At 62.0% G+C, this 23,970-nt stretch carries 24 protein-coding genes and 2 tRNA genes; 9 read left to right on the top strand and 17 right to left on the bottom strand.

What is annotated here, in order from left to right; all coding sequences use genetic code 11:
• Position 1: 1 nt before the first annotated feature.
• Positions 2–382 (top strand): acyl carrier protein, encoded by a 381-nt coding sequence (locus CAQUA_RS03455; protein WP_196824506.1) that lies wholly within the window; start codon positions 2–4, stop codon positions 380–382.
• Between the two features lie 11 nt (positions 383–393).
• Here CAQUA_RS03455 and CAQUA_RS03450 read toward each other — a convergent pair whose 3' ends face one another.
• From CAQUA_RS03450 to CAQUA_RS03435, 4 genes are all read right to left on the bottom strand, one after another.
• Positions 394–834, bottom strand: a complete 441-nt coding sequence (locus tag CAQUA_RS03450; protein ID WP_196824507.1) for a hypothetical protein — start codon at positions 832–834, stop codon at positions 394–396.
• A 249-nt stretch (positions 835–1,083) separates the two neighbouring features.
• Positions 1,084–2,052 carry a trimeric intracellular cation channel family protein gene (locus CAQUA_RS03445; RefSeq protein WP_196824508.1) on the bottom strand — a complete coding sequence of 323 codons (969 nt, stop codon included), beginning with the start codon at positions 2,050–2,052 and terminating at the stop codon, positions 1,084–1,086.
• Positions 2,053–2,063: 11 nt separating this feature from the next.
• Complete coding sequence (locus CAQUA_RS03440; RefSeq protein ID WP_196824509.1) at positions 2,064–2,939, bottom strand: serine hydrolase domain-containing protein; 876 nt, start codon at positions 2,937–2,939, stop codon at positions 2,064–2,066.
• A complete protein-coding gene (locus tag CAQUA_RS03435) occupies positions 2,939–3,652 on the bottom strand; it encodes a hypothetical protein (protein WP_196824510.1) in 714 nt (237 codons plus the stop codon). The genes CAQUA_RS03440 and CAQUA_RS03435 overlap by 1 nt, the downstream gene beginning before the upstream one ends.
• A 127-nt stretch (positions 3,653–3,779) precedes the next feature.
• Here CAQUA_RS03435 and CAQUA_RS03430 point away from each other — a divergent pair, with 127 nt between their 5' ends.
• The gene (locus tag CAQUA_RS03430) at positions 3,780–4,952 is read left to right on the top strand and encodes a M20/M25/M40 family metallo-hydrolase (protein ID WP_196824511.1); all 1,173 of its coding nucleotides are present in this window, start codon (positions 3,780–3,782) and stop codon (positions 4,950–4,952) included.
• Between the two features lie 442 nt (positions 4,953–5,394).
• Here CAQUA_RS03430 and CAQUA_RS03425 read toward each other — a convergent pair.
• Positions 5,395–5,467: transfer RNA gene (locus CAQUA_RS03425), tRNA-Asn, on the bottom strand.
• A gap of 177 nt (positions 5,468–5,644) precedes the next feature.
• Between CAQUA_RS03425 and CAQUA_RS03420 the strand changes: the two genes are divergently transcribed.
• Both CAQUA_RS03420 and CAQUA_RS03415 read left to right on the top strand, forming a co-directional pair.
• Positions 5,645–5,718: transfer RNA gene (locus CAQUA_RS03420), tRNA-Ile, on the top strand.
• Positions 5,719–6,001: 283 nt separating this feature from the next.
• Entirely contained in the window at positions 6,002–6,271 is a 270-nt protein-coding gene (locus CAQUA_RS03415; RefSeq protein ID WP_196824512.1) for a hypothetical protein, read from the top strand.
• A 15-nt stretch (positions 6,272–6,286) separates the two neighbouring features.
• Here CAQUA_RS03415 and CAQUA_RS03410 read toward each other — a convergent pair whose 3' ends face one another.
• The 5 genes from CAQUA_RS03410 to CAQUA_RS03390 form a co-directional block, all read right to left on the bottom strand.
• On the bottom strand, positions 6,287–7,303 hold the full coding sequence (locus CAQUA_RS03410) for a Ppx/GppA phosphatase family protein (protein ID WP_196824513.1): 1,017 nt from the start codon (positions 7,301–7,303) through the stop codon (positions 6,287–6,289).
• On the bottom strand, positions 7,303–7,896 hold the full coding sequence (locus tag CAQUA_RS03405) for a DUF501 domain-containing protein (protein ID WP_196825621.1): 594 nt from the start codon (positions 7,894–7,896) through the stop codon (positions 7,303–7,305). The genes CAQUA_RS03410 and CAQUA_RS03405 overlap by 1 nt, the downstream gene beginning before the upstream one ends.
• A gap of 6 nt (positions 7,897–7,902) precedes the next feature.
• Positions 7,903–8,430, bottom strand: a complete 528-nt coding sequence (locus CAQUA_RS03400) for an FtsB family cell division protein (protein WP_196824514.1) — start codon at positions 8,428–8,430, stop codon at positions 7,903–7,905.
• Between the two features lie 50 nt (positions 8,431–8,480).
• Positions 8,481–9,758 (bottom strand): phosphopyruvate hydratase, encoded by a 1,278-nt coding sequence (gene eno / locus CAQUA_RS03395; protein WP_196824515.1) that lies wholly within the window; start codon positions 9,756–9,758, stop codon positions 8,481–8,483.
• A 100-nt stretch (positions 9,759–9,858) separates the two neighbouring features.
• On the bottom strand, positions 9,859–10,605 hold the full coding sequence (locus tag CAQUA_RS03390; RefSeq protein WP_376993113.1) for a lytic murein transglycosylase: 747 nt from the start codon (positions 10,603–10,605) through the stop codon (positions 9,859–9,861).
• A 336-nt stretch (positions 10,606–10,941) separates the two neighbouring features.
• Here CAQUA_RS03390 and CAQUA_RS03385 point away from each other — a divergent pair, with 336 nt between their 5' ends.
• On the top strand, positions 10,942–11,382 hold the full coding sequence (locus tag CAQUA_RS03385) for a hypothetical protein (protein ID WP_196824516.1): 441 nt from the start codon (positions 10,942–10,944) through the stop codon (positions 11,380–11,382).
• A 51-nt stretch (positions 11,383–11,433) separates the two neighbouring features.
• Here the strand turns inward: CAQUA_RS03385 and CAQUA_RS03380 are convergent, their stop codons facing one another.
• On the bottom strand, positions 11,434–12,075 hold the full coding sequence (locus CAQUA_RS03380) for a MazG nucleotide pyrophosphohydrolase domain-containing protein (protein ID WP_196824517.1): 642 nt from the start codon (positions 12,073–12,075) through the stop codon (positions 11,434–11,436).
• Positions 12,076–12,187: 112 nt separating this feature from the next.
• Positions 12,188–14,107, bottom strand: coding sequence for a DNA primase (gene dnaG, locus CAQUA_RS03375; RefSeq protein WP_196824518.1), 1,920 nt, complete (start codon positions 14,105–14,107; stop codon positions 12,188–12,190).
• A gap of 122 nt (positions 14,108–14,229) precedes the next feature.
• Between dnaG and CAQUA_RS03370 the strand changes: the two genes are divergently transcribed.
• Both CAQUA_RS03370 and CAQUA_RS03365 read left to right on the top strand, forming a co-directional pair.
• Complete coding sequence (locus tag CAQUA_RS03370) at positions 14,230–14,796, top strand: guanyl-specific ribonuclease (RefSeq protein ID WP_290178699.1); 567 nt, start codon at positions 14,230–14,232, stop codon at positions 14,794–14,796.
• A complete protein-coding gene (locus tag CAQUA_RS03365) occupies positions 14,789–15,121 on the top strand; it encodes a hypothetical protein (protein ID WP_231375427.1) in 333 nt (110 codons plus the stop codon). Before CAQUA_RS03370 ends, CAQUA_RS03365 begins: the two co-directional genes overlap by 8 nt.
• A 114-nt stretch (positions 15,122–15,235) precedes the next feature.
• Here the strand turns inward: CAQUA_RS03365 and CAQUA_RS03360 are convergent, their stop codons facing one another.
• The 4 genes from CAQUA_RS03360 to CAQUA_RS03345 all read right to left on the bottom strand — a co-directional run bounded on the left by CAQUA_RS03360 (position 15,236) and on the right by CAQUA_RS03345 (position 19,800).
• On the bottom strand, positions 15,236–17,464 hold the full coding sequence (locus tag CAQUA_RS03360; protein WP_196824520.1) for a copper-translocating P-type ATPase: 2,229 nt from the start codon (positions 17,462–17,464) through the stop codon (positions 15,236–15,238).
• A gap of 51 nt (positions 17,465–17,515) precedes the next feature.
• Complete coding sequence (locus CAQUA_RS03355; RefSeq protein WP_196824521.1) at positions 17,516–17,842, bottom strand: heavy-metal-associated domain-containing protein; 327 nt, start codon at positions 17,840–17,842, stop codon at positions 17,516–17,518.
• A gap of 111 nt (positions 17,843–17,953) precedes the next feature.
• The gene (locus CAQUA_RS03350; RefSeq protein ID WP_196824522.1) at positions 17,954–19,081 is read right to left on the bottom strand and encodes a sensor histidine kinase; all 1,128 of its coding nucleotides are present in this window, start codon (positions 19,079–19,081) and stop codon (positions 17,954–17,956) included.
• Positions 19,078–19,800, bottom strand: coding sequence for a response regulator transcription factor (locus CAQUA_RS03345; RefSeq protein ID WP_196824523.1), 723 nt, complete (start codon positions 19,798–19,800; stop codon positions 19,078–19,080). The genes CAQUA_RS03350 and CAQUA_RS03345 overlap by 4 nt, the downstream gene beginning before the upstream one ends.
• A 403-nt stretch (positions 19,801–20,203) precedes the next feature.
• Between CAQUA_RS03345 and CAQUA_RS03340 the strand changes: the two genes are divergently transcribed.
• The gene (locus CAQUA_RS03340; protein WP_196824524.1) at positions 20,204–20,797 is read left to right on the top strand and encodes a CueP family metal-binding protein; all 594 of its coding nucleotides are present in this window, start codon (positions 20,204–20,206) and stop codon (positions 20,795–20,797) included.
• A 71-nt stretch (positions 20,798–20,868) separates the two neighbouring features.
• The gene (locus CAQUA_RS03335; protein ID WP_196824525.1) at positions 20,869–22,350 is read left to right on the top strand and encodes a multicopper oxidase family protein; all 1,482 of its coding nucleotides are present in this window, start codon (positions 20,869–20,871) and stop codon (positions 22,348–22,350) included.
• A gap of 260 nt (positions 22,351–22,610) precedes the next feature.
• Here CAQUA_RS03335 and CAQUA_RS03330 read toward each other — a convergent pair whose 3' ends face one another.
• Positions 22,611–23,936 carry a deoxyguanosinetriphosphate triphosphohydrolase gene (locus tag CAQUA_RS03330; RefSeq protein ID WP_196824526.1) on the bottom strand — a complete coding sequence of 442 codons (1,326 nt, stop codon included), beginning with the start codon at positions 23,934–23,936 and terminating at the stop codon, positions 22,611–22,613.
• Positions 23,937–23,970: the final 34 nt, after the last annotated feature.

The following is a 23,970-nucleotide window of genomic DNA, read 5'->3' as shown; positions in this document are numbered from 1 at the left end:
CATGAACCCACCGAATGGCCTGAACCAGGGTCTTGATCTGTCGGGATTGAACCTTGACTTCGGCTCCGACGCATCAGGGTCTGAAGCGAGCACCGGCGTGGCCTCGGCGTCGGATTCCCCCGTGGCCGCGCCGGAGGGTGACGCGGTCGCGCGTATCGCTGGGTTACTCCTTACCCTCGGTGCCGTTGACGATGCCGAAAAGGTCACGTCCGCATCCACACTGGACTCGCTGGGCGTGGATTCACTGACCCGAATCGAGCTCGCGGTGCGCGCCGAAGAGCTCTTCGGGTTCCGCGTGGATGAGGAACTGTTCCGCTCCTGGACCACGATCGGGGATATGGCAGCGTATGTGGACGAGCACGAGGCGGCTGCGTCCACGTAGTCAGCGCATCACTACCAGCACACATCCGCGGTGAAACCCCGATCGCGGGCAAGCAACATTACCGCCCGCTCAAAACGAGCGAGGTCTTCTGGCGGGGCGGTGATCACCTCGCGGCATTCCACTCTGCCGGGATGGAAGCTATCCCGCCGCCAGCGGGTGAACCAGGCCGTGTCGCTCAACAGATCGTCGTCAAGCGTGCTCAACTCGGCGACGTCTGCGGGTGGCAGCATCTGGGCCATCAAGGATTCCACCTCAGCCCGCGCGGCCGTGGGCATGCGTGCGATCGTTAAGACGCCGCGAACAGCATGCGGGCTGGATGCGCGCGCGTCAGTGACTCTGTGAGACCCCGCGCCGAAGGCGAGCGCACCGCGGCTGGGCCCGCCCGTGAAGGGGCCTGTGAGTGAGTCCGTGGCGGGGCCATTGTACGGCTGTGTACAGATCATCGTGGTCATGAGGGGTCCTTCGCGTAAACCGAGAAAACGCGTTCCGGCGCTGCGAGCTCTTCACAGACGCACGGCTAGCATGCACTTGGCACGCGTCACGCGCTAAGACGAGGTTCGTCTTCCCCAACGGCCTCATTGTGCCCGTAAGTGATCATTTGCACCACGAGCAGTAGCCACGATTGTCCTGACTCCCCTGCCACTCTGGCAACCCTCAAGTTGAGGTTTATTCCCCCATTTACTCAAGTAAAGGTTGAGGCTTTAGCTTTCCGCCGCGGGGCGGCGCGCCCATCCACCCGCGGTACCACGGCCCGATTCATCCACGTAAACGCGGTAGAGCGCCGCGATGAACTCCTCCTGGGACCACTGCTGCGCGCTTAGTTCATCCGCTCCAGCGGGACCTTGAAGTTGGTCGCGCACCTCCCCCTTGGAGGGGAACATACCGGCGTCTGCGCGCGGATCCGCCTGCATCGCCGCTTCCTTAGCCAGGCGCCACTGGCGGAACTTCCTCGGCTCAAACGTGCGCCCCAACCAGCCGAACGGCGCGCGCAACCACGTGTTCACGGGTGCGGAGTCTCCACTGGCTGGCACGTACCACTTCGCCCAATAGGCCACCGTGCCCAGTGTGAACGCGACCAAAGGTGCGCCCAATAGTGCGACCGTGGGGTATCCGATCTCATTGATCGCAATCGCTGTTAGCGCCCCCGCTATGGCTGGGACTACATACATCTGCTGGTCGTTGAGAATCCTCGGGATGCGCCCGATAAGCACTTCCCGGATCACCATCCCGCCGGTGGCCGTGAGCACCCCCATGAACACGCATCCGATGTAGCTCACCCCGGCGGCGAGCGCCGCGGCCGCACCCGTCGTGGACCACACGCCCAGGATGATCATGTCCCCGTGGAAGCGGACCAGCTCCCAGCCGTAACCACGGAAATTGGCAAGAAAAGCAACGAGCGCGCCCACCAGCGCGATGGTGATGTACCACGGGTCACGCAACGCGTTGACGGGCGTTGCGCCAATAATCGCATCCCTGATCACGCCGCCGGCCATAGCGGACACGATCGCCAGCACGATGAACCCCACCGCATCAAACTTCATGCGCCGCGCGACGGTTCCACCGATCACGGCGTTCAGGAACACCCCAATTAGGTCCAGCGCCGCGATGATGCGGCCCACCGAATCATCTACACCTTCGAAATACACGCCGATATCGTAGCCGGTGAGCACAACACCCCACGCTAGGCACCAAGAGCGCGGAAAACCTCCGTGTTGGTTTCCGGCCACAATTCGGTGGCCCACTCACCAAACATTCGGTTTGTCAGAACGACCATGGCCCACCCCGCCGCCGGCGAATCAGCCCACTCCGGCACGGCCCAGAACCACGTCCCTGACATCCCAAAGTGCCCCACGGTTTCCGGTGGCGCGACCTGGCCCATCCAGTGCGGTGATTTCTCACCTTTGATCTCAAACCCAAGGCCCCACGGACACGGTTTCTGCATTCCGTACCCAGGCACCACCCCGCGGACATCCGGGAATTGCGGTGTCATCGCCTCCCGCACAGTAGAAGGGTCCAGCAGTTTCGGGGACAGAATCTCCCGGGCAAACACGCCCAAGTCCGCGACGGTGGATCGTCCCTCGTGCCCCGGCGAACCGTAGATCTCCGTTGACTCCATACCCAGCGGCCTGAACACACCTTCGCGGGCATATTCACCAAACGACATCCCCGTTTCACGCTCGAGCGCCTCGCCTAAAATCTCAAAGCCCGCCGACGAATAAATGCGTCTCTCCCCCGGCGCCTTCTGCCGCTGCCGCGTCAAAAACCCAGCCCCCGAGGTGTGCGCCAGCAGGTGCCGTACCGTCGAGCCCTCCTGCCCACACGGCGTCTCCAATTCAAAAACGCCTTCTTCCACCGCCATCAAGCACGCGTACGCAGCCAGCAGCTTGGTCACGCTTGCCAGCTCAAACACCGCGTTCACGTCACCCGTCGACCACTCAAAGCCATTCGCACTTCGCGTATCGACGATCCCCCCAGCAACAACCAAACCCTCATCCGTCCAGGCCCCACGCGCCAGTGCCGTGTCTAGCGCAGCCTGCAATTGATCAGTAGTACCCATTAGCGCGGCAACATCCCTAAGAACCGATCGAGCTCAGTCTGCAACGCAGGCAATATCGGAACGAAATTGACCAGCGCAGCACCAAACCCAAGCGCGACCAGGAGTCCCATCACCACTCCAATCGCTTCCTTCGGCGCCAGCCCCGGCGCGGTCGCCGACTTCAGAATCGCGGGCTCAGTAGGCAGCTGCGTCGGCGCCGGCTTCCCACAGTTCGCGATCGTTGCCTCGACCCAGGAAGCGGCGCTTTCACGGAAAGCGATGAGCTCGTACGGTTCACGCCCCGAGCGCGCTGGGGTTATAGAGCTCGTGGTGTCAAACAAACTCTTCCACACATCCCCGACAGTGTGCTCCTCATATCTCGGCTCCAATGGAGTTTTGTGCATCGTCAAAGTCACTGTGTTCTGGCCCTTGCTGATTCCCTGTCGAAGAGTCTCTTTATTCGCAAGATACGCTGTGCGCCCATCTCGCCAGTTATCGCCACCATCAAACTGACTTGCAATTCCAAAAGCATCCACGCTCCAGCTTGCCGCCGCCAACACCGGGATTTCAGCCTCCGTGTAGGTGATCACACAGCTTTGGGTGTCACCCGATACCGGGGTTATCTCGCCTGCGGATGCAATAGCGGTTCCGGTAAGGCTGAGAGCGAGAGCAGCTGCTGCGGACATACCTGCCCGCAAGGAGATTGAACAACGTGGGACTGCGCGCGTAGTCATGCCGATAAGAATACAGCGTTTCACGTGCCCTAACCCGGCTAAACCCGACCGAACCTGACCAAACCCGACCAAAGGAAGCAAACCATAGGCATCCGACAGGATGCATGGTTTCAGGCAAGATGGAACCATGAGTACCGAGCTACCCGTTGTGTCCGTTCCAACAGTCGAAAAACACCTCGATGCGATCATCGAAGACGCGCTGAGTTTGGTCGCGATTGACAGCTACACGTCCGATCTTCCGGCGCTGCAGAAGTGCCTGGATGCGCTGTTAGGGCTCGTCGAGAAGCGATTGGGTGCTCCTTCATCAAGTGTGCGGCACGACGGCGGGGACCAAGGTAACATCGCGGTTGTGACGTACGAGGGGACGCTGCCGGGCACCGTGGTGATCGTGGGGCACTATGACACCGTGTGGCCGGCAGGGACCGTCTCCGCGTGGGCGCCGCCGGCTCATGATGATCCGCGTCCACGGCTGTCCGGCCCGGGTCTGTACGACATGAAGATCGGGCTCACGCAAGGTATTTGGGCACTAAAGCTGATCAAAGACGCCGGCCTGCCGCACCCGACCGTGACCTACGTGTTCAACGGTGATGAGGAGATCGGCTCCCCCTCGTCCCAGCACATCATCCAAGACACCGCACGCGATGCGGACGCGGCGTTCGTGCTGGAAGCGAGCCTCGACGGCAAGGTGAAAGTCGCGCGTAAAGGCATTGGCAACGTGGTGGTTACCGCGAACGGAATTGAAGCGCACGCGGGCTTGGAGCCGGAAAAGGGCGCAAACGCGATCATCGCACTGATGGAGTGGTGCCTCAAAGCGGTGGAACTCCAAGACATCGATGCCGGCACCACTATCAACGTGGGCCTTGTCAGCGGCGGCAGCGGCGCCAACGTTGTCCCCGGCCGCGCCCAAGCCACATTGGACATCCGCCACTGGGTGCCTGAAGAAACACAGCGTCTCGACGATGGCTTTGACGCCATCACCTGGTCCGACCAGCGAGTAACGGTGACCGCCGACCGCAACTGGAACCGTCCGCCGATGGTCTACACGGATGCCACGAAGGAACTATTCGAGCGCCTCCAACGCCACGCCGCAGACCTCGGCCATGAGCTCGAAGGCGTATCTGTCGGCGGCGGCTCGGACGCCAACTTCATCTCCGCCATCGGCACCCCCGTCATCTGCGGCCTCGGCGCCGGTGGCGGCGGCGCCCACGCCCGCCACGAGTTCATCTACCCCGACACCGTGCCGTTCTTCACCGCTCTCCTCGCCTCCGCGATCACCGGCACCACACCGCGCCACGCCTAGCCGCCTCACCGCCTGCCGCGCTTCGGCGCTTCGGCGCTTCGGCGCTTCGGCGCGGGGTGTAGATCCGTTCGGAAAATGCCAAATCACGACCTGCGGTTTTGCACCCGAATTTTCGTACGGATCTACAGCGTCCAAATTCCTGTGACCAGTCCGCCCCAATCCTTGAGTGGTTCGGCCACTCAGCGATGGTTGACACGGAAACTCGCAGGTCACGACCAAGCGATTTCCTTGAGTGGTTCGGCCACTCAGCGAAGGGCACCGAGCGATCCTGGAGTAGAGAGCACCGCAATCGGAGCAGACTAGAGGAGGCTAGAGGAGGCTGGCAGCGGCTGGGAACGGCCGGGAGAGACTGGCAGCGGCTGGGAACGGCCGGGAGAGGCTGGGGGTCGACCCAATACAAAAACCGCCTGCACTGGTCATCCTGGGCAGGCGGTAAGTGTTGCTCCCGCAACTGGGCTCGAACCAGTGACCCTTCGATTAACAGTCGAATGCTCTGCCAACTGAGCTATGCGGGAATATCGCTCTAAGCGACGAGAAGTTACTTTAACCCCTTACTGCACCACATTACAAATCCGCTGGACAATGCCCTACTTTCAGTTCACCGGAGCAGTATTTAGGTAAGTGATTCACGCCAGCTATACTTTTCTTTCGCACCGTCGTGAGGGATACCTTCAACGGCGAGAATGCGTGAAGGGGCTATAGCTCAGTCGGTTAGAGCCGCGGACTCATAATCCGCTGGTCGCGGGTTCGAGCCCCGCTGGCCCCACACTTGTGCCACCGCCGTTTCCTGCGGGCGCGGACCTGGAGCGAAAACGTTGGAACGGTGACGGCCCACTACATTCATGAGGGCATAAAAACGCCCCGTGCGAGGTCGACCCCTCTCGCACGGGGCGAAAGTGCCACTTAAGCCAAGCGGCACTTTCCTTTGTATCGCAGGCTTTCCTGTCACGAAACAAAAGTGGGGTAAAACCCCCACTACAACCGCTTGGCGGCCTGCAGCAGGACGGTCCCCGGCCGGAGCCCATCAGGGGAACCGGTAGCATGGTGGCATGATCCAATTCGTTGTCGGAGCAGCAGCCGGGTATGTCTTCGGCACGAAGGCAGGCCGCAAGCGCTATCACCAGATCGTAGACACATCCCGAAAAGTGATTAACTCGCCAATCACGCAGCAGGCTCTGCACTCAACGCGGAAGGCTTTGGCCAATCAGTTGGATCCGGATCCGCGGATGAAAGAGGTCAAAGACCTCCGGAGCTCAAAGTCGAAGGGCAGCATCGCGGACGCCTCTGACGATAAAATCTACGAGCCGGACGAAGACTAAAACGTCTGCTGGGGGCTACTGGGGTCTGCTGGGGCCGAGACCAGAGTTGAGACCCGAGACTAGGCCTGCGACGATGCCGTCGAGGATGTCTTTTTCGCTCACGATCAACTGATTGATCCCCGCCACGCGTTCGGCGGCGGCAAGAACTTCTTCCACGACCACGGCGCCGGACCCGATCACGTCCGCGCGCCCCGGGTGCATCACCGGATTGGCGGCGCGTGTGGCGGCGGACTCGGCTGTGAGTGTCCGTGTCGTTGTGCGGACGTCGTCGAAGTCGAGCTTGGACATGTGGATTCGCTCGGGGTCGTATGAATCCAATCCCAGGGTCAAAGCGCTGATAGTGGTGAACGTACCGGCGCATCCCACGAGGACTTCGGCGCCGCTGAGCGGGACGTGAACAAGGGCTTCCTCGATCTGAGAGACCACGTACGCGCGGGCCTGGGCGATCTCCATGGCGGTCGGGGGATCGGTCACCATGATGCGTTCCGTGAGACGGACACAGCCCATTCGCGTCGAGTACGCGCCGAGGATGTCGCCATCGCGCGTGCCGACGATGAACTCAGTCGAGCCGCCCCCGAGATCGACAACGCAGAACGGACCCTTCGCGTCAGCGGGAGCATCGATTGTCGCACCAAGGAAGGACAAACGTGCTTCTTCCTCGCCCGTGATGACCTCAGCGCACGCACCGGGCTGGATGCGTCCCAGCAGTTCGCGCGTCATGTCGAAGAACGCGTCTTTGTTGGCGGCATCGCGCGTCGCGGAGGTTGCGACCATGCGTACGGCCGAAACTCCTTCAGCCTCCATCACGGCGACGTAATTCGCCAGCGCATCTCGCGTGCGCGCGATCGCGTCAGGATGAAGCTCACCGGTTTCATCCACGCCTTGGCCTAGGCGCACGATCGTGTTCGAACGAGTGATTTCTGTAAGCGACGTGCCGGTGGAAGATTCCTCTACTTCGCTAATAAGCAAGCGGATGGAATTAGTCCCACAATCGACGCCGGCGACCCTCGTGCCAGCTGGTAACTGTGCCATTAGGCGAGTTCCTCTCCAGTGAATTCGTTCACGCTCGCTGTGATTCCTAGGTCATCTGCTGTTGGCCACTCCGCCGGAATCGCGGTGCCACGAAGGTTGGCATGGTCAGCAGCGAGCGCCACAGCTTCTGTACCGAAGCGGACTCGATCGGGTCCTTCGGCCAAGGCGTACGCGATCAAGACGTGGAGGCACTTGACCCGATCGGGCATTCCCCCACCGGAAAAGGTCGTGCCTAGGTCTTCAATCGCATTCCTCGTCGACAAGTAATGCTCATGCGCCGCGCGGTAATCAGCCTGCAGATCACCGTCGTGGGCAAGACGGCCTTCCATCCACTTCATCACTTGCGCTACTTCAAGCCGCGATGCTTCTGCTGTGAGCCGCGGATCGGTCAGGTAGTACAAGGTGGGGAACGGCGTGCCGTCGTCAAGCTTGGGCGCGGTGGCGACTACCGCAGGCTGGCCGTCGGGCGTGCGATAAGCGACCGCGAGAACGCCGCGAGGGGCACGGCCAAGCTGCTTAGCGACGACCTCCAGGTCTGACTCAGACGGCACTTCGTGGTGGCGCGGGAGGGCCGTGGCGACGGTGCTGGGCATGTCCATTTACTTTGGGTTCTCCTTCAGCGAATCCCACATGACCTCGCCCCAGGGCTTGGGGGATTGGGGTTCAAGCTTGTGTTCAGAAGTGAGCTGCTCCATGCCCTCCATGCGTGGGTCCATGATGCGCCAGGCAGTTTCGCCTTCCTCAATCATTCCCAAACGACGGCGGGCCTCTTGCTTGGCGTACGCGGGATCGTTGTAGAGCTCTAGCTCTGCCTCCAGATCTGCTTTACGCTGCTCTTTCGCGGCGATCGAATCGTGGAGACGAGCGATTTCCGCCTTGCCCTCGTAGTAGTTGCGCATCGGTACCGCAATCGCGATGAGGACAACCAGCACCACGCCGATCAAGATGGCGACGCCGACGATGTCACCCCGAAGGGATTCCAGACGCTTTCGGGCGGGCTTTTTTGCCTTGTTGGCGGCTTCCCTGCTGGCCACCGGCACCGTCGTGGCACGGCGACGCCCCCGACGAGGCGAGGTCTTTTCACCCTCGTCAGGGGCGGTCGTTGCGGAATTTTCTGCGGAGGCCATGATGGCCTCGAATTCTACCTTGCGCGTGGCGCCCTACCGGCGCACCACGCTTACTTGTCGAAGCGAGGGAATGCGCTGCGGCCGGCGTAGACCGCGGACTCACCCAGCATGTCCTCGATGCGCAGCAGCTGGTTGTACTTAGCAACACGCTCCGAACGTGCAGGAGCACCGGTCTTGATCTGGCCACAGCTCAGGGCCACAGCGAGGTCAGCGATCGTGGTGTCCTCAGTCTCACCGGAGCGGTGGGACATCATCGTGCGGTAGCCGTTGCGGTGCGCGAGCTCCACAGCGTCGAAGGTCTCGGTGAGGGTACCGATCTGGTTCACCTTCACCAGAAGAGCGTTAGCAGCGCCTAGCTCGATGCCCTTGGCCAGACGCTCCGGGTTGGTGACGAAGAAGTCATCGCCGACGATCTGGACCTTGTCACCGATCTCTTCGGTGAGCTTGACGTAACCATCCCAGTCGTTCTCATCCAGCGGGTCCTCGATGGACACGATCGGGTAGTTCTCAATCAGGTCGGCGTAGACCTTGGCCATCTCCTCAGCGGTGTGCTGGCCGCCCTCGAAGTTGTAGTGACCGTCCTCGAAGAACTCACTCGATGCCACGTCGAGCGCGAGCGCGATGTCCTCGCCAGCCTTGTAACCGGCCTTCTCAATTGCCTCCATGATCAGGTCAAGAGCAGCCTTGGTGGATTCCACGGACGGTGCAAAGCCACCCTCATCACCAAGACCAGTGGACAGGCCCTTGTCCTTGATAACGCTCTTCAGCGCGTGGTAGACCTCTGCGCCCTGGCGGAGAGCCTCCTTGAAGGAATCCGCACCAATCGGAGCAATCATGAACTCCTGGACATCCACACCAGAGTCAGCGTGTGCGCCACCGTTCAGAATGTTCATCATCGGGACAGGAAGCAGGTGAGCGTTCGGGCCACCGATGTAACGGAACAGCGGCAGGTCAGCTGCGTCCGCAGCAGCCTTTGCCACAGCCATGGACACACCCAGGATGGCGTTCGCGCCGAGCTCCTTCTTGTTCGGGGTGCCGTCCAGCTTCAGCATCGTCGTGTCAACGAGACGCTGATCATCTGCGTCGATGCCTGCGATAGCGTCCGCAATCTTTTCGTTCACGTTCTCAACCGCAGTGGCGACACCCTTGCCGCCGTAACGCTCATCCCCGTCGCGAAGCTCGTGCGCCTCGTGCTCACCAGTGGATGCGCCGGAAGGAACCGCAGCGCGCGCCACCGTTCCGTCGTCAAGCGCGACCTCCGCCTCGACCGTCGGGTTACCGCGAGAGTCCATGATTTCGCGTGCGTATGCCAGCATGATGTAAGCCACGTTGATCTCCTTAAATGATGTGGTCCTGATTCGTTCCACTGCCCAATTGTTCCAGAAAACGGCCTACCTCGACGCCGAGCGACAAAATGGCAGGACAAGACTACCGCTGCGCTGGCTGTCCTAGCGCGTAATTCGCGGCGGCGTCGCGCACTTTCGCCACGTAATCGTTGGAGTGGTTGTACCCCAAAATCGCTGCGCGCCAGTCCTGCTCCGTAGCCATATCCCGCCCGCCGGAACACATCACAGTTGCTGCGGCTAACGCGGCGTCATCAATCTGCTGGGGATCAGCTACACCATCACCATTTCCATCGCGGCCGTAGTGTTTCCAACTCTCCGGAAGGAACTGCATGGGCCCGATGGCGCGATCGTATTCTTTGTCCCCGTCGAACTCGCCCCCGTCAGTGTCGTGGATCTTTGCAAACCCAGGCGATCCGTCCAACCTGACTCCAATGATCGGGGGGTCCGCAACCCCGTCATCATTGAGCCGTCCTGCATCAAACAGCTTGCCCGTATAAGTGCCATGCCGGGTTTCCACCCAACCGATTCCTGCCAGCGTGTTCCATTTCAAGTTGCACTCCGGCCAGACTTGCGCCGCGATCAGCTCCGCGTTTGCGTACGCGCGAATGGCCTGGGGCTCCACGTTGAGCTGATCAGCAATCGGAAGCGACCATTCCCCCAGCTGGTTAGCCGTGCGCCCTGGGGCTTCTGTATCAATCAGCGGCGGCTGTTGCGCCGCTGCTGGGGGGATGTCCCGCGGAATCGGTTGACGGTTAGTAGTGGTCAGCAGCCCGTCAGACAGGCTTGCCAACCACATGACAACCGACAGGGTAAGGATGATCACCAGCACGGATGCGCCAAGAGCAGCGCAACCACAGCCACGCCGTCGCCGGGGCTGGTAGCCCCCGTTAAATGCTCTTGATGTCCTTGCCACGTTGGCACATCCTACCGGCACCACAGCACAACACCGGGGCCGCCACCGCGCCCCTACAAAGTAGTGCGCATCTATTCAGTGCACCCACAGACTCCGCGAACGCTGACGTGATTTAGGGAACCAAAATATGAACATTTTCGTAACATTGGTAACATCTGCCCCATTCGTCACACAACTACGCTAGAATCTCTCCTGTTACTTGTCGGCATGAATTTCCCAGAGTGAACCACTCGACCTGAAAGGACTCCCCCAATGCGTATTTCCCACAAGATCGCCCTTGGCACCATCGCTTCCGCTGCGGCAATCGGCGCCGTTACCGCAATGCCTGCACAGGCTGACCTCAACCTCACACAGCTTCAGCAGCTGGCAAACGGCGGCATCGCTACCGCAGACTGCAATGTGGTGAAGTCCACGCTGCGCGGCACGAGCCTTGTCGACGGCACGACTACCCGCAGCCAGCTCGTGGACAAGCTGAACACTCAGCTCGGCCAGGGCACCGCTACCCGTCTTCTGGCCGGCTCCACCGTTAACGCCATCGCTGACCGCGCCCTCGAGTGCGAGGCTGTGAAGCCGGACCCAGTCACCCCGCAGAGCCAGGCCATTGACTTCGCCTCCCAGATCTCCTCTCGGGCTGGCCTTCCGGAACTGCGCACCATCCTGCCGCTGGTTCAGGGCAGCAGCCAGGCAAAGTAGGACCTGCCAGAAAAACTAAAAATCACGCGGCCAGTGCTCCCCTCGGGGTAGCTACTGGCCGTTGTTCTTTTGTTCGCGGGCTTTCCCTTCTGCCCACAAGCGATCCTGCTCCTCTACCCCTACGGGTCCGGTAGAGCCGTCGAACAGGTACGGCGCCCTGGAGCGCATTTTTTCTACGAACGCGCCCGCGACGTCACCGAAATCAAACGCATCCCGTTCTTGCGCGATCTCCGCGTGGAAAAGAACTTGCAACAGAAGATCGGACAATTCCTTCTTCAGCTCGTCATCCCCCGCATGCGTCCGCACAGCTTCTGAAAACTCCCCCGCCTCCTGCTCGAGGTAGTACAGGAGACTTTCGTGTGTCTGCCCCCGCTCCCACTCACCACGCCGGCGCGCTTGGGCCATCGTGCTTACCGCAGCGAAAACGGAATCTGCCCGACTAGCCACCTCAACCAGGGATTCACCACGCGCAACCCGCTGCACCACATCCGGATTCTTCGGATCGGTTGTGACAAGCCAGCCCCACCCCATCTGCGGATGAGAGTCCGCTTCACCCGACGGAACCAGATCCGTGAAATCCCACCGCACAGACACAGGAACCTCGCTGGTGAACTCCACCGGACCTTGGACGCGCGCAACCACATCCATGGGGATCAGATTCGGCCAACGCGGATCAAGAACAAGCACGGTCATGCTCCCCATCGTATCGATTAAGATGACTCGGATATTTTTATGCTGAAGACTGCATCCGATGGGTCCGACAAGGTGAGCGTGAAAATCACCCCGACGCTCGCCATAGACGCAGCTAGTTTCTAAAAGCGCGTTCGTTGAGTTCGCGGCGCTCTTGCTCCAGTTTCACTAGGTCAGAAAACAGCGCGTTATAGGCCATCTCATCATCGGTTGGGCGCATGCGCTGAAGACGTGATTTTAGTTGCGCGATCTGGTTGCCCACCTGGACTTCCTTCAGGCGGGTCATCACTGACTCCGCGTACGCGGCGGTGTCCTGCACGAGAATCTCTTCGACGGCGAGCATGGCCACGAAGTTGCGTCCGTTAAGGTCAATCATCTGTCCGGCGACTGCGGCGATCCAGCTGGGCCCATCCTCAGCACCGGTGACACCACCGGCCTGTGCAATGGCATGGCGCACGGCCTGGTACGCAGGATCCGAGTAGGCATCGGGACCAAGTTGGTCGAACATTAAGCCAGCCTCATGCGGGTATTGCAGGCCCAACTTGATCGCCTCACGCTGCGCCCACAGGCGTGGGTCATCGGGCGCGGGAATCGCGAACGACGGTCGTTGCGCAGGACCGTTGCCCTGTTGGCGCTGCTGCTCCTGGCGCTGCTGCCACTGCTGCCTTTGCTCCCACTGGTTTGGTTTGCGCGATCGTGGATTACGGGCCTCTTCGCGGACTTGGCGGATGACCTCATTTGGATCGGGCCAACCCACCCAGCCAGCCAGCTGACGGGCGTACTCGGTGCGCAGGGGTGCGTCCTTGATTTGCGCCACCACCGGTACCGTGCGCCGCAGCGCCTGCAATCGTCCTTCGGGTGTATCCAGCGGGAAGTCTTTCAACAGCGTGTCAATAACAAACTCGAACATCGGAATGCGTCGAGCAATCAGGTCACGCACAGCGGCATCCCCTTTGGCCAAACGCAGATCGCACGGATCCATGCCTTCCGGGGCGATCGCAACAAAGGACTGGCCCGTAAACTGCTGATCCCCCTCAAAAGCGCGCATCGCTGCCTTCTGACCAGCCTCATCACCGTCGAAGGTGTAGATCAACTCCCCACGGAAGAAGTTATCGTCCAGCATCAGCCTTCTGATGATCGCCATATGGTCAGATCCGAACGCAGTACCGCAGGCTGCAACCGCGGTGTGAATCCCCGCCGCGTGCATCGCCATCACGTCCGTGTAGCCCTCCACAACCACGGCCTGGTGCCCGGCAGCGATATGCTTCTTTGCCAGATCCAGGCCAAACAGCACCTTCGACTTGTGGTACAGCATCGTGTCAGCGGTGTTGATGTACTTGCCCATCGGGTCATCATCAAACAACTTGCGCGCACCGAAACCGATCACGTTGCCTGCTACGTCTTTGATCGGCCACAATAACCGCCCACGGAATTTATCAATTGGCCCCCGCCGGCCCATCGACGACAGCCCGGCGTCCTGCAGCTCCTGGGCGTCAAAGCCCTTGCGCAGTAAGTGCTTCGTCATCGCGTCCCAGCCGTTGGGCGCGTACCCACACTCAAAGTGGTAGATCGTGTCCTTGTCAAAGCCGCGGTCAAGCAGGAAGCGGCGGCCCACTTCTGCTTCTTCTAACTCCAGCTGTTCCCGATAGAACTCGTGCGCAGCTTTGTTGGCAGCCAACAGCCGGGACCTGGTTCCCGGCTTCACGTCGCGCGCACCAGTGGTCCCGCCCTGGTAATTGATGTGGTAGCCAATCTCTTCCGCAACGGCTTCTACAGCCTCTGGGAAACTGAGCTGCTCCATCTCCATGAGGAAGGAGAACACATCCCCACCCTTGCCTGTGGAGAAACAGTGGTAATACCCCCGCGCCGGCCGCACGTGAAAGGACGGCGTCTTCTCATCTTTGAAGGGCGACAACCCCTTCAAAGAATCGTGCCCCGCTGGTTTGAGTTGAACGTATTCCCCCACGATGTCAGCAATATTGGCGCGCTCACGGATAGCCTCTACGTCTGAATCCGGAATTCTGCCCCTAGCCATGCGTACATCCTACAAGTCGGGTACAACACGCCGTCGCCTCCAGTTCAACCGGGCGAAAACAAGGCGGCATTTAGTATGAAGCCATGACTTCCCCGCCGCAGGAGAAACCTCATAATCGAAACGTGAACGAAGGCGCTGAGGGTAAAGGCCATGGGATCGCCCTGCCGATTCTGATTGTTTTCGGCCTCATCGTCACCGGCGCATTCTTGTGGGCGCTGTTCAACGACCCACTATCCAACCCCGAAGAGTCCCCGCAAGACGCGCCGGCACCCGCCACTGCGGCAACATCCACGACGAGTAACGCACCCGAGCCGTCAAGCACGCGATTCAGCTCATCAGCACCACAAACCCGCTCCTCAACGGCTCAGCCTAATGCCACTGTGGGGGCTGTTCCCGCCTGCGATCCTGCGGAAATCCCGCCGGAGGTAGATGACACCATTGCTGATATTCAAGCCGGTGGCCCTTTCCCCTACCCAGAAAATGATGGGAAACGCTTTGGCAATTACGAAGGTTTCCTCCCGAAGGAAAGCAAAAATTACTATCGCGAGTACACGGTGGACACCCCTGGAGTCAGGCACCGTGGGGAGCGCAGGATCGTCACCGGCGGGGATCCAGCCACAGACCCTCGCGTCTGGTATTACACCGCTGACCACTATGAAAGCTTCTGTGAGGTGATCGACATTGACTAAATGGAATCCACAAAGGGGTCTTCGCAGGTTGCGCACGCTGAGCTCCAACCGCAGCGAAAACAGTGACCTCAGTGGCCGCAATAACCGCAATGAAGCAATCGTGCTTTTCGACGAGGTGGCCACCGTCCGCGAGCTTGCAGCTGCCATTGCTAAGCAGGTGTACCCGGCTGATCGTCGAGCCCCCACGAACTTAGATGGACTCGTGGATATGCTCCGCGAATACAAGGTGAAGCGGATCATTAGCTCTTATTGGTCCATGAGCCCGAAAGACACCGACTTAGTCGAGAGGGTGTTTGAGGACGAAGGGATCGAGCTGATTAAGTAGCTGCCCGCGGGGCGATGATTACGCAGCCGCCCTGCGCGATGAGCCATCGCCCGCTGCAGGCGCCCCCGCAAGACCTCAGAAGTACGAGCCTGCGAAGTGATAACTCTGAGGTCTTTAGGCGGTGGATGCCGGAGTAGGCGTGGTGTGTTCCTCCTTCGACTCGGTCGGAGCCAGGTGAGCCGGATCCAGATCAATGCGGCGCAACAGCTGGGCGTTCAGGGCCACCACGATGGTCGAGGCAGACATCAAGATCGCGCCCACGGCCGGGGACAGCACGATCCCGATCGGGGCGAGCACGCCGGCGGCCAGCGGCACGGCGAGGATGTTGTAGCCAGAGGCCCAGATGAGGTTCTGGATCATCTTGCGGTAGCTGGCCTGCGAGAGCTCAATCATCGACAGCACTGCCCGCGGGTCATCACTGGCCAGGACCACTCCGGCGGATTCCATGGCCACATCCGTGCCGGCACCGATGGCGATACCGACCTCCGCGCGGGTCAGAGCGGGGGCGTCATTGACACCGTCACCGACCATGGCCACTCTCAAACCCCGGTCCTGCAGCTGCGTGACCTTGGTGTCTTTGTCCTGGGGCAGGACCTCGGCGAAGACCTCATCAATGCCTAAGTCCTGTCCGACAGCGTGGGCCACCTGCTGGGCGTCGCCGGTGATCAATCCGACCTTCACCCCGCGGTCCTGCAGGGCTTTCACGGCGGCGCGGGATTCGGGGCGGATCTTGTCCTCGACGGCCACCACACCGATGATCTGACCGTCGCGGACAACATGGAGCACACCGGCCCCACGCTCGGTCCAGGCGCTGGTGGTGTCGGTGAGCTCGGCCGGGGTGGTGAGGTTGAACTCGCGCAGCATGTTCGGCCCGCCCACGAGGATCTCGGCGCCATCGACAGTGGCCCGGACCCCCCGGCCGGAGGCGGCGCTGAAACCAGTTGCACGGATTTGCCGACGGGAGGCCTCGGGATGGGCGGCCGCGGCCGCCACGATGGCGCGGGCCACGGGGTGCTCGCTGTCGGCCTCCGCGGCGGCGGCCAGGGCCAGCAGCTCGCCCTCGGTGACGCCCGTAGCTGCCGCGACACCGGTGACCGCGTGCGCACCCTCGGTCAGGGTGCCGGTTTTGTCGAAGAGCACCACGTCGATGGTGCGCATCCGCTCGAGCGCCATCCGGTCCTTGATGAGCACCCCGGATTTCGCGGCCCGCTCGGAGGAGATCGCAATGACCAGCGGAATCGCCAGGCCCAGGGCGTGCGGACAAGCGATGACCAGCACCGTGACCGTGCGCACCACGGCATCGTCCGGGCTGCCGATGATGGTCCACACCACCGCGGTGATCAGAGCGGAGATCAGCGCGAACCAGAACAACAACGCCGCCGCCCGATCCGCCAGGGCCTGGGCCCGGGAGGAGGACTCCTGGGCGTCGGCAACCATGCGTTGGATGCCGGCCAGGGCGGTGTCCCCGCCGGTAGCCTCCACCCGGATGCGGACGGTGTTGTCGGTGGCCACGGTACCGGCGACTACCTTGTCACCGGTGTCGCGGAAGACGGGACGGGATTCGCCGGTGATCATCGCCTCATCGAATTCGGCGGCTCCGTCGACGATGGTTCCGTCGGCCGGCACCCGGGCACCGGCCCTCACCAGCACGACGTCGTCGGCGACCAGCTCGGAGATGGCCACGGTGCGGGTGGTCCCGTCGATGACTTTCTCGGCCTCATCCGGCAGCAGGGCAGCCAGCGCGTCAAGCGCGGAGGACGCGGCCCCGAGAGCGCGCATCTCCAGCCAGTGGCCCAGCAGCATGATGGTCACCAGCAGAGCCAGCTCCCACCAGAAGTCCAGGTCAAAACCGCCCAGCCCCAGAGTGGTGACCCAGGAGGCGACAAACGCCACGGTGATGGCCATGGCGATCAGGAGCATCATCCCGGGTTGGCGGGATTTCAGTTCTTTCCATCCACCCTTGAGGAAAGGCGTTCCGCCGTAGACGAAGATGATCGTGCCCAGCACCGGAGGGATCCAGGTGGATCCGGGGAATGCCGGGAGGTCGTAGCCGAGCAGGTGAGCGACCATGGGGCTGAAAATAACGACGGGAATGGACAGAATCAGCGACCACCAGAAGCGGTCCCGAAACATTGCGGTGCTGTGTCCGGCGTGTTCGCCGTGACCATGAACGTGGTGGTCATCGTCCAGGGCGGAGTGCGGGTGATCGTGGGGCATCGCCTGGCCGTGGGTGTCGGCATCTGCGTGGTGTTCGTGGCTGGCATGATCCGGGTGGTGGGTGTGGTCTGTTTCCGGAGCGGGGTGATCACCATGGTGATCACCGGAATGGTGGGGAGTGCTCATGACGTTCCTTTCGCTCAACCCGGTCGGGGTCGAGATGATGGGTAAAACTGATCAGGATAAGACGGTGTAGCCGGCCTCCTCGATGGCCCGGCGAACCATCTCCGGAGGTACGACACCGGTGACCGTGACGGTGGAAACACCACCAGCAGCGAGATCGACCTGGACGTCGTCGGCCTGGGGGAGGGCCTGAAGGGCCTGGGTCACGCTTTTCGCGCAGTGCCCGCAGGTCAGGCCGGTGACCTGGTAGCTAGTGGAGGCCCCTCCTGCTGACGAGTCGCTGGCGGCAGGGATGGAGGCGGTGTCGGCACGTGAGGCAGGTTCGCAACAGCTGCAGCCGTGGGAGGCCATCGGCAAGAGGCGGGGCGGGGAGGTGTTCATGGGAAAGCTCCTACGGGTCGGTGGGATTCGGCGATGCTATCTGGTATATACCCTCCTGGGGTATACCCCCAAGGGGTGGAGGGCGCGGCCCTCGCGCGGGGCAGGGTGTGGTCACCGGGCAGCCTCCTCACTGTCGGGAGGGGACAGCGGGAGGCGGAGGGCAAACACCGCTCCGCGACCGGGTCCGGGGGAGGTGGCGGTGAGAGTGCCGCCGTGGGCCTCGATCAATGCCTTGGAGATGGTCAGACCGATACCGGCCCCGCCTTCGTCCCGGCTGCGGGCGGCATCCCCCCGGTAGAAGCGTTCGAAGATGTGTCCGAGCTGGTCAGGTGGGATGCCCTCGCCGTCATCGGCGACGTGGATGAGCGCGGTGGATGCCCCCTGTCGGTGGACGCTGATCCGGACCTGCCCGCCGGCCGGGGTGTGCCGTAGCGCGTTCGACAGGAGATTGCTCATCACCTGGCCGAAGCGTTGCCGGTCCACGAGCACCCGGACGGTGTCCGTAATGGTCTCGACCTGTAAATCGACGCCTTTGTCAGCATAAGCTTCCCCCGCGGCAGCAGCGGCGGTATGGAGCAGATCCCCGAGCCCTTCCTCCGCCAGGTCCAAATCGATCCGGTGTTCCTGGGCCCGGGAGACATCGTCGATGTCTTCCATCAACCGGGTCAGGCGGGTGAGTTGGGCAGCCATGATCGTGTGGGTGGCATTATTCCAGTCCACGACCCCGTCCTGGAGACCATCGAGGTAGACCGTGAGCACCGATAAGGGGGTGCCCATTTCGTGGGCCAGATCAGAGAGCATCTGGCGGCGGACCTGTTCGGTGTGTTCCAGCCGGTCGGCCATGGTGTTGAAGGCATGCGCCAGGGTGGTGACCTCGGGGCCTGCTTCTCCGGCGGGCACGCGGATACGGGAGTTGCCGGCCGCCAGGCTGGTAGCGGCGCGGGTGAGATCCTGCAGGGGGGTGCGCAGACGACGCGATGACCACAGGCTGGCCAGTAGGGCGCTGATCAAGGCGGTGGGCAGGGCGACGGCCAGGGTGATCAGGTTGGCGTCCCGGTAGGCCTGCTCGGCATGGAACAGCTCCAGCGAGGGGTCCTCCCGGCCGGTCATCAACATATGATCATGGAACAGGATCGGGCCCACCATCATGGCCACGGCCGCGGCCACCAGCAGGCTAATCGCCACGACCAACACCTGGGCGGCCAGGAAGCGGAAGGTCAGGCCGGGTCCGTGATTCATGGCTGCCCCAACCGGTAGCCCACGCCACGCACGGTGTAGATAAACCCCCGGCCCCGGGTGTCGGTGCCGAGCTTGCGACGCAAGTTGCCGATGTGGACATCGACGATGCGTTCATCACCGACCCAGGTGGTGTCCCAGACCTCGGTGACCAGGTCGTGGCGGGTCAGCACCTGGCCGGGGCGCAGGGCCAGGGCAACCAGCAGCTCGAACTCAGTGCGGGTGAGCTCCACGGTCGTCTCCCCCACCCGCACCTGATGGGCGACGGGGTCAAGGATGAGGTCACCAACGATCAAGGGAGTGGTCACCTGCGGTGGGGTGGTGCTGGTGCGCGGGCGGCGCAGCACCGCATGCACCCGGGTCACCAGTTCCCGGATGCTAAAAGGTTTGGTGATGTAGTCATCCGCCCCCAGGGTCAAACCGCTGATCTTGTCGTCCTCGCTGCCACGCGCGGTGAGCATGAGGATGTAGCAGTCCGAGAAGGTGCGGATCCGTCGGCACACCTCCAAGCCGTCGAGTTCGGGCAGCCCCAGATCCAGCACCACAACATCGGGGGAAAAGCGACGGGCCTCGTCCACGGCCTGGGTGCCGGTGTGCGCCTGGCGGGTATCGAAGCCGGCCCGGATGAGGTAGGAGGCCACCATTTGAGCCAGGGGTTGTTCATCATCGACGACCAGCACCCGCCCGGGGGGCGTGGCGGTGGTCGGTGTGCGGTCAGCCATAGACCTCAGTATCGCTCCGGCCAGGGGGGAATACCACCCTCGCTCAGTGCCCGGCGGGGAATCTTCATCAAATCTTCAAACATCACCCTTCGACCGCCGTCACCCCTGTGCCCCACCCCGGGCCGGCGGCATCGCCTCCCCTGGTCGGTTCAGCAGGCGCCACCAGGGATCTCACTGCCTGCACCGCAAACCCGGGGCGGGTAAAAGGACATCGCCCACGGCTGTGGGGTGGTGTCCCGGTGGTGACCCAGCCCACCGAATTCACCCCCTTTTCGCCCTGTTTTAAGGCTGTAACCAGGGTTTTTGATTCCTAGTCCGTCAGGCACCCATGCTAGATAAAGGTATGGCATCGACCTTGAGGCGATGTTTTCTCACGGTGTTACCACGATCCAAGGAGATTGACGTGAAACGAGCAGCGATCGCAGCCGCCGCCCTTGCCCTCGCCCTCACGGGGTGTTCGGCCGCCGACCCGGAACCCACCGCCGACCCGGAACCCACCGCCGACGGGACGGTGTCCCAGGATGCATTCCTGACTACCCATGGCCTGGCCGACATGGACGCGGTGGAGATCATTGATCACCTCGACCGGCAGAAGGTCACTGAGCGTCCCACGGATCTGATCGCCTCGGTGCACCGCGATGAGCTGGTGCTCTCGGATGAGAACCAGGAGGTGGCCCTCGACCTGCCCCAGGACCTGACCTACGTCTCGATTGCCCCATATGTGACCCAGACCCATGACTGCTTCTACCACAGCCTCACGACCTGCCTGGGGGAACTCAACAATGAGGATATCAAGGTCACGATCACCGATGGGGAGACCGGTGAGGTGCTGGTGGACGAGGCGACGACCACCTTCGACAACGGGTTTATTGGCTTCTGGCTTCCCGATGATGCCACCGGCGTGATTGAGGTCAGCTACCAGGGGCGTACCGGCACCACGGAGTTTTCCACCACCGACGACGGTGCCACCTGTGTCACAGACCTGCGCCTGACGTGATGGCTCAGCAGGGTCCTCACCTGCGCCTGTCTCCCGTGTCACTGAAATCTTGCACCAAGGAAGGTTAAATCATGAAGAACGCGTTTTCCCGACGACAGTTTCTGCTCGGCGGGCTCGTCCTCGCTGGCACCGGGGCCGTGGCCGCCTGCACCAGCGACCCTGGACCCGCTGCCTCGGCACCAGGTCCCTCCCTTCGCCCCACTCCCACCCCCACTGCGCTCGGTGAGCCGACGGTGCGCCGGACACTGACCGCCCGGCCCCTCTCCCTGGATATCGGCGGCATCGAAGCCAAGACGTGGGGATACGTCTCTGACACCGGGGATGCGGCCATTGAGGCCACCGCCGGCGACGTCCTCCAGGTCGATATCACCAATCAACTGCCTGAGAGCACCTCCATCCACTGGCATGGCATCGCACTCCACAACGCAGCCGACGGTGTGCCCGGCATGACCCAGGACCCCATTGAACCTGGCGAGTCTTTCTCCTATGTTTTTGAAGTCCCCCACGGTGGCACCTACTTCTACCATTCCCACACCGGCCTGCAGCTTGATCGCGGCCTCCACGCCCCACTGATCATCCGTGACCCGCAAGACGCTGAGGACCAGGACGTTGAGTGGACCATCGTGCTCGACGACTGGGTCGATGGCATTCAGGGCACTCCCGACGATGAGCTCGACAAGCTCACCGGAATGGGTTCGGGCGACCATAACGGGAGGATGGGAATGGGAGGTCACGGCCATATGATGCACGGCACCCCGGACCGGGTACTGGGCGGGGATGTCGGCGATGTGATGTATCCGCACTACCTCATCAACGGACGTATCCCCCGTGCTCACCGGACCTTTGAGGCTCGCCCGGGCGACAAGGCCCGCTTGCGGTTTATCAACTCCGGCGGTGACACCATCTTCAAGGTGGCCCTCGGTGGTCACCGCATGACCGTCACCCACACTGACGGCTTCCCTGTCCAGCCCAGGGAGACCGAATCGATCTACCTGTCGATGGGCGAGCGTGTCGACGTCGAGGTCACCCTCGGCGACGGCATCTTCCCGCTCACGGCTTTGGCGGTGGGTAAGGACGACCGTGCCTTCGCCGTCATCCGCACCGCCGGCGGCCAGGCCCCCCGCCCCGATGTCAATTTCCCTGAGTTGTCGTCCACCGGACTGCTTCTGTCCTCCCTGAAGCCAGCAGACCGTGCACTCCTGCCCGAGGGCACACCAGACCGAGAAGTCAGCATCGACCTGGGCGGGCAGATGATGCCGTATGAATGGAGCATTCTCACCGACGGCCAATCCTCCTCCGCGACCGTGCAGGAGGGCCAGCGCCTACGGATGGTCATGCGCAACAGAACCATGATGCCCCATCCCATGCACATCCACGGACACACGTGGGCGCTGCCCGGCAGCGGCGGGCTACGCAAGGACACCGTCCTTCTCCGCCACGGTGAAACCATGGTCGCCGACCTGATCGCTGACAACCCCGGTGAGTGGGCATTTCACTGCCATAACGCCTATCACATGGAAACCGGGATGCTCAGCTCGCTTCGCTACGAGTAACCCCCACAGCAGGGTTGAGTGCCGAGGTGGGCAGAGTCGCTGCAGACCACCCACCGGGCAGCACGATGACCTTCCTCGGTGTTGTGGTCTTCCGGGACAACCAGAACACCGTCTTCTTCCCCACCGCCCCGGAATATGGAGATCTAATCCATGCCGAGCACACCCCCCGCAGAGCCGTCATCGCGGTAGGCGAACCGGCGCTTCATCCGGGATTCAAACATGACGTTGACGCTACACGTCGCGGTCTGCGCAAAAAGCGGTTAGGCAATGAATCCGGCCAGTCCGTCGGCTTTCTTCGCGGTGCGCTCGAGCCGGGACTCCGTCATAGATGCAATCTGGTCGATGATGACGCGTTTCTTGGCGGCGTCGACTTCGTCGGCGGTAGGAAGGCGTTCAGCATCCAGCCACCATGCGGCGAACATGGGGTCGAGCGCACCCGGCGCGCTGGCGGTCAGATAGTCGTGAACGCGAATGATGCGGTCGCGCTGCCGGTCTTGGTTCTTGATGTGTGCTGGCATGTCCATGACGTAAAGGACTGCGACTGTTTTTAAAAGCCGCACCTCAGCTTCGGCGTCCGGGGGAATGACCAAGTCCCCGTGCATGCGGCCGAGTCCGGCGGCGTTGTCGTAGGCAGATCCGTTTTCAGCGGCCGCATCCCGGGTCGCAGCAGTCACGGCGCCGACGTAGCGCCCCACCAATTCGGACGTCATCTTTTTCAGTGTGACGTAGCCGTGCAGCGAATGATCAAAATCAGCCGCTGCCGCCACGATCGGGAGAGCGCGCAAGCTATCAGCAGCGGCAATAAGCTCATCGGCAGTTCCGCCGAAAGCAGCCGCACCCTTGTGCGCGAGTGCCGCGAGTTCCACGAAGTCCCACAGAACCTTCAACGTGATTCGGCCGGACACAATCCCGTCTTCGACATCGTGTACCGAATACGCAATGTCGTCGGAGCAGTCCATGACCTGGGCCTCAATCGGCGGCCGGTCATCGACGTGTCCTTCGCGTACCCAGGCCAGAATGTCCGCGTCCTCATCGTAGGCACCGTACTTGCGGTTGATGCTGCCATCCGGGTTCGTTCGAGTTCGCGGGTATTTGCAGGCTGCATCGAGGGCAGCGCGGGTGAGGTTCAGGCCGTACGACGTGCCGTCGATAAGCACCTTGGGCTCCAAGCGCGACAGAATGCGCAAGGTTTGCGCGTTGCCTTCGAACCCCCCGCAGTCGGCGGCGAGTTGGTTGAGCGCGACCTCACCGTTGTGGCCGTAAGGCGGGTGACCGATGTCGTGCGTCAGCCCCGCCATTTCGCATAAGTCGGGGTTGAGACCCAGACCGGCCCCGATTCCACGGGAGATTTGCGCAACTTCAAGCGAGTGAGTCAAACGAGTACGCGGAGTATCACCATCGCGCGGGCCGACTACCTGGGTTTTATCCGCGAGTCGCCGCAGGGCAGCGGAATGCAGAACGCGAGCGCGATCGCGCGAAAACGCATCCCGAGAATCCGGTGCGTCGCTAAGCTTCGAGCCCTTCTCCCCCTCCACTGCACGGCGGGCGATGTCGTGCGAGCTGTACGGATATGCGCGTAGGTTCATAACGTTTTCCAAGCTTAGACCGCGGTTCACTAAA

Source organism: Corynebacterium aquatimens, assembly GCF_030408395.1.
GTDB lineage: Bacteria > Actinomycetota > Actinomycetes > Mycobacteriales > Mycobacteriaceae > Corynebacterium > Corynebacterium aquatimens.
This window is presented reverse-complemented; position numbering and strand designations above follow the sequence as displayed.

Excerpts from the sequence above, each read along its gene's own strand:
- CAQUA_RS03410 (WP_196824513.1), bottom strand. The coding sequence starts at position 7,303 with ATGGCACAGTTACCAGCTGGCACGAGGGTCGCCGGCGTCGATTGTGGG.
- CAQUA_RS03335 (WP_196824525.1), top strand. The coding sequence starts at position 20,869 with ATGAAGAACGCGTTTTCCCGACGACAGTTTCTGCTCGGCGGGCTCGTC.
- CAQUA_RS03380 (WP_196824517.1), bottom strand. The coding sequence starts at position 12,075 with ATGACCGTGCTTGTTCTTGATCCGCGTTGGCCGAATCTGATCCCCATG.
- CAQUA_RS03415 (WP_196824512.1), top strand. The coding sequence starts at position 6,002 with ATGATCCAATTCGTTGTCGGAGCAGCAGCCGGGTATGTCTTCGGCACG.
- CAQUA_RS03355 (WP_196824521.1), bottom strand. The coding sequence starts at position 17,842 with ATGAACACCTCCCCGCCCCGCCTCTTGCCGATGGCCTCCCACGGCTGC.
- CAQUA_RS03385 (WP_196824516.1), top strand. The coding sequence starts at position 10,942 with ATGCGTATTTCCCACAAGATCGCCCTTGGCACCATCGCTTCCGCTGCG.
- CAQUA_RS03430 (WP_196824511.1), top strand. The coding sequence starts at position 3,780 with ATGAGTACCGAGCTACCCGTTGTGTCCGTTCCAACAGTCGAAAAACAC.
- CAQUA_RS03435 (WP_196824510.1), bottom strand. The coding sequence starts at position 3,652 with ATGACTACGCGCGCAGTCCCACGTTGTTCAATCTCCTTGCGGGCAGGT.
- CAQUA_RS03345 (WP_196824523.1), bottom strand. The coding sequence starts at position 19,800 with ATGGCTGACCGCACACCGACCACCGCCACGCCCCCCGGGCGGGTGCTG.
- CAQUA_RS03350 (WP_196824522.1), bottom strand. The coding sequence starts at position 19,081 with ATGAATCACGGACCCGGCCTGACCTTCCGCTTCCTGGCCGCCCAGGTG.
- CAQUA_RS03455 (WP_196824506.1), top strand. The coding sequence starts at position 2 with ATGAACCCACCGAATGGCCTGAACCAGGGTCTTGATCTGTCGGGATTG.
- CAQUA_RS03450 (WP_196824507.1), bottom strand. The coding sequence starts at position 834 with ATGACCACGATGATCTGTACACAGCCGTACAATGGCCCCGCCACGGAC.
- dnaG (WP_196824518.1), bottom strand. The coding sequence starts at position 14,107 with ATGGCTAGGGGCAGAATTCCGGATTCAGACGTAGAGGCTATCCGTGAG.
- CAQUA_RS03405 (WP_196825621.1), bottom strand. The coding sequence starts at position 7,896 with ATGCCCAGCACCGTCGCCACGGCCCTCCCGCGCCACCACGAAGTGCCG.
- CAQUA_RS03360 (WP_196824520.1), bottom strand. The coding sequence starts at position 17,464 with ATGAGCACTCCCCACCATTCCGGTGATCACCATGGTGATCACCCCGCT.
- CAQUA_RS03440 (WP_196824509.1), bottom strand. The coding sequence starts at position 2,939 with ATGGGTACTACTGATCAATTGCAGGCTGCGCTAGACACGGCACTGGCG.
- CAQUA_RS03400 (WP_196824514.1), bottom strand. The coding sequence starts at position 8,430 with ATGGCCTCCGCAGAAAATTCCGCAACGACCGCCCCTGACGAGGGTGAA.
- CAQUA_RS03330 (WP_196824526.1), bottom strand. The coding sequence starts at position 23,936 with ATGAACCTACGCGCATATCCGTACAGCTCGCACGACATCGCCCGCCGT.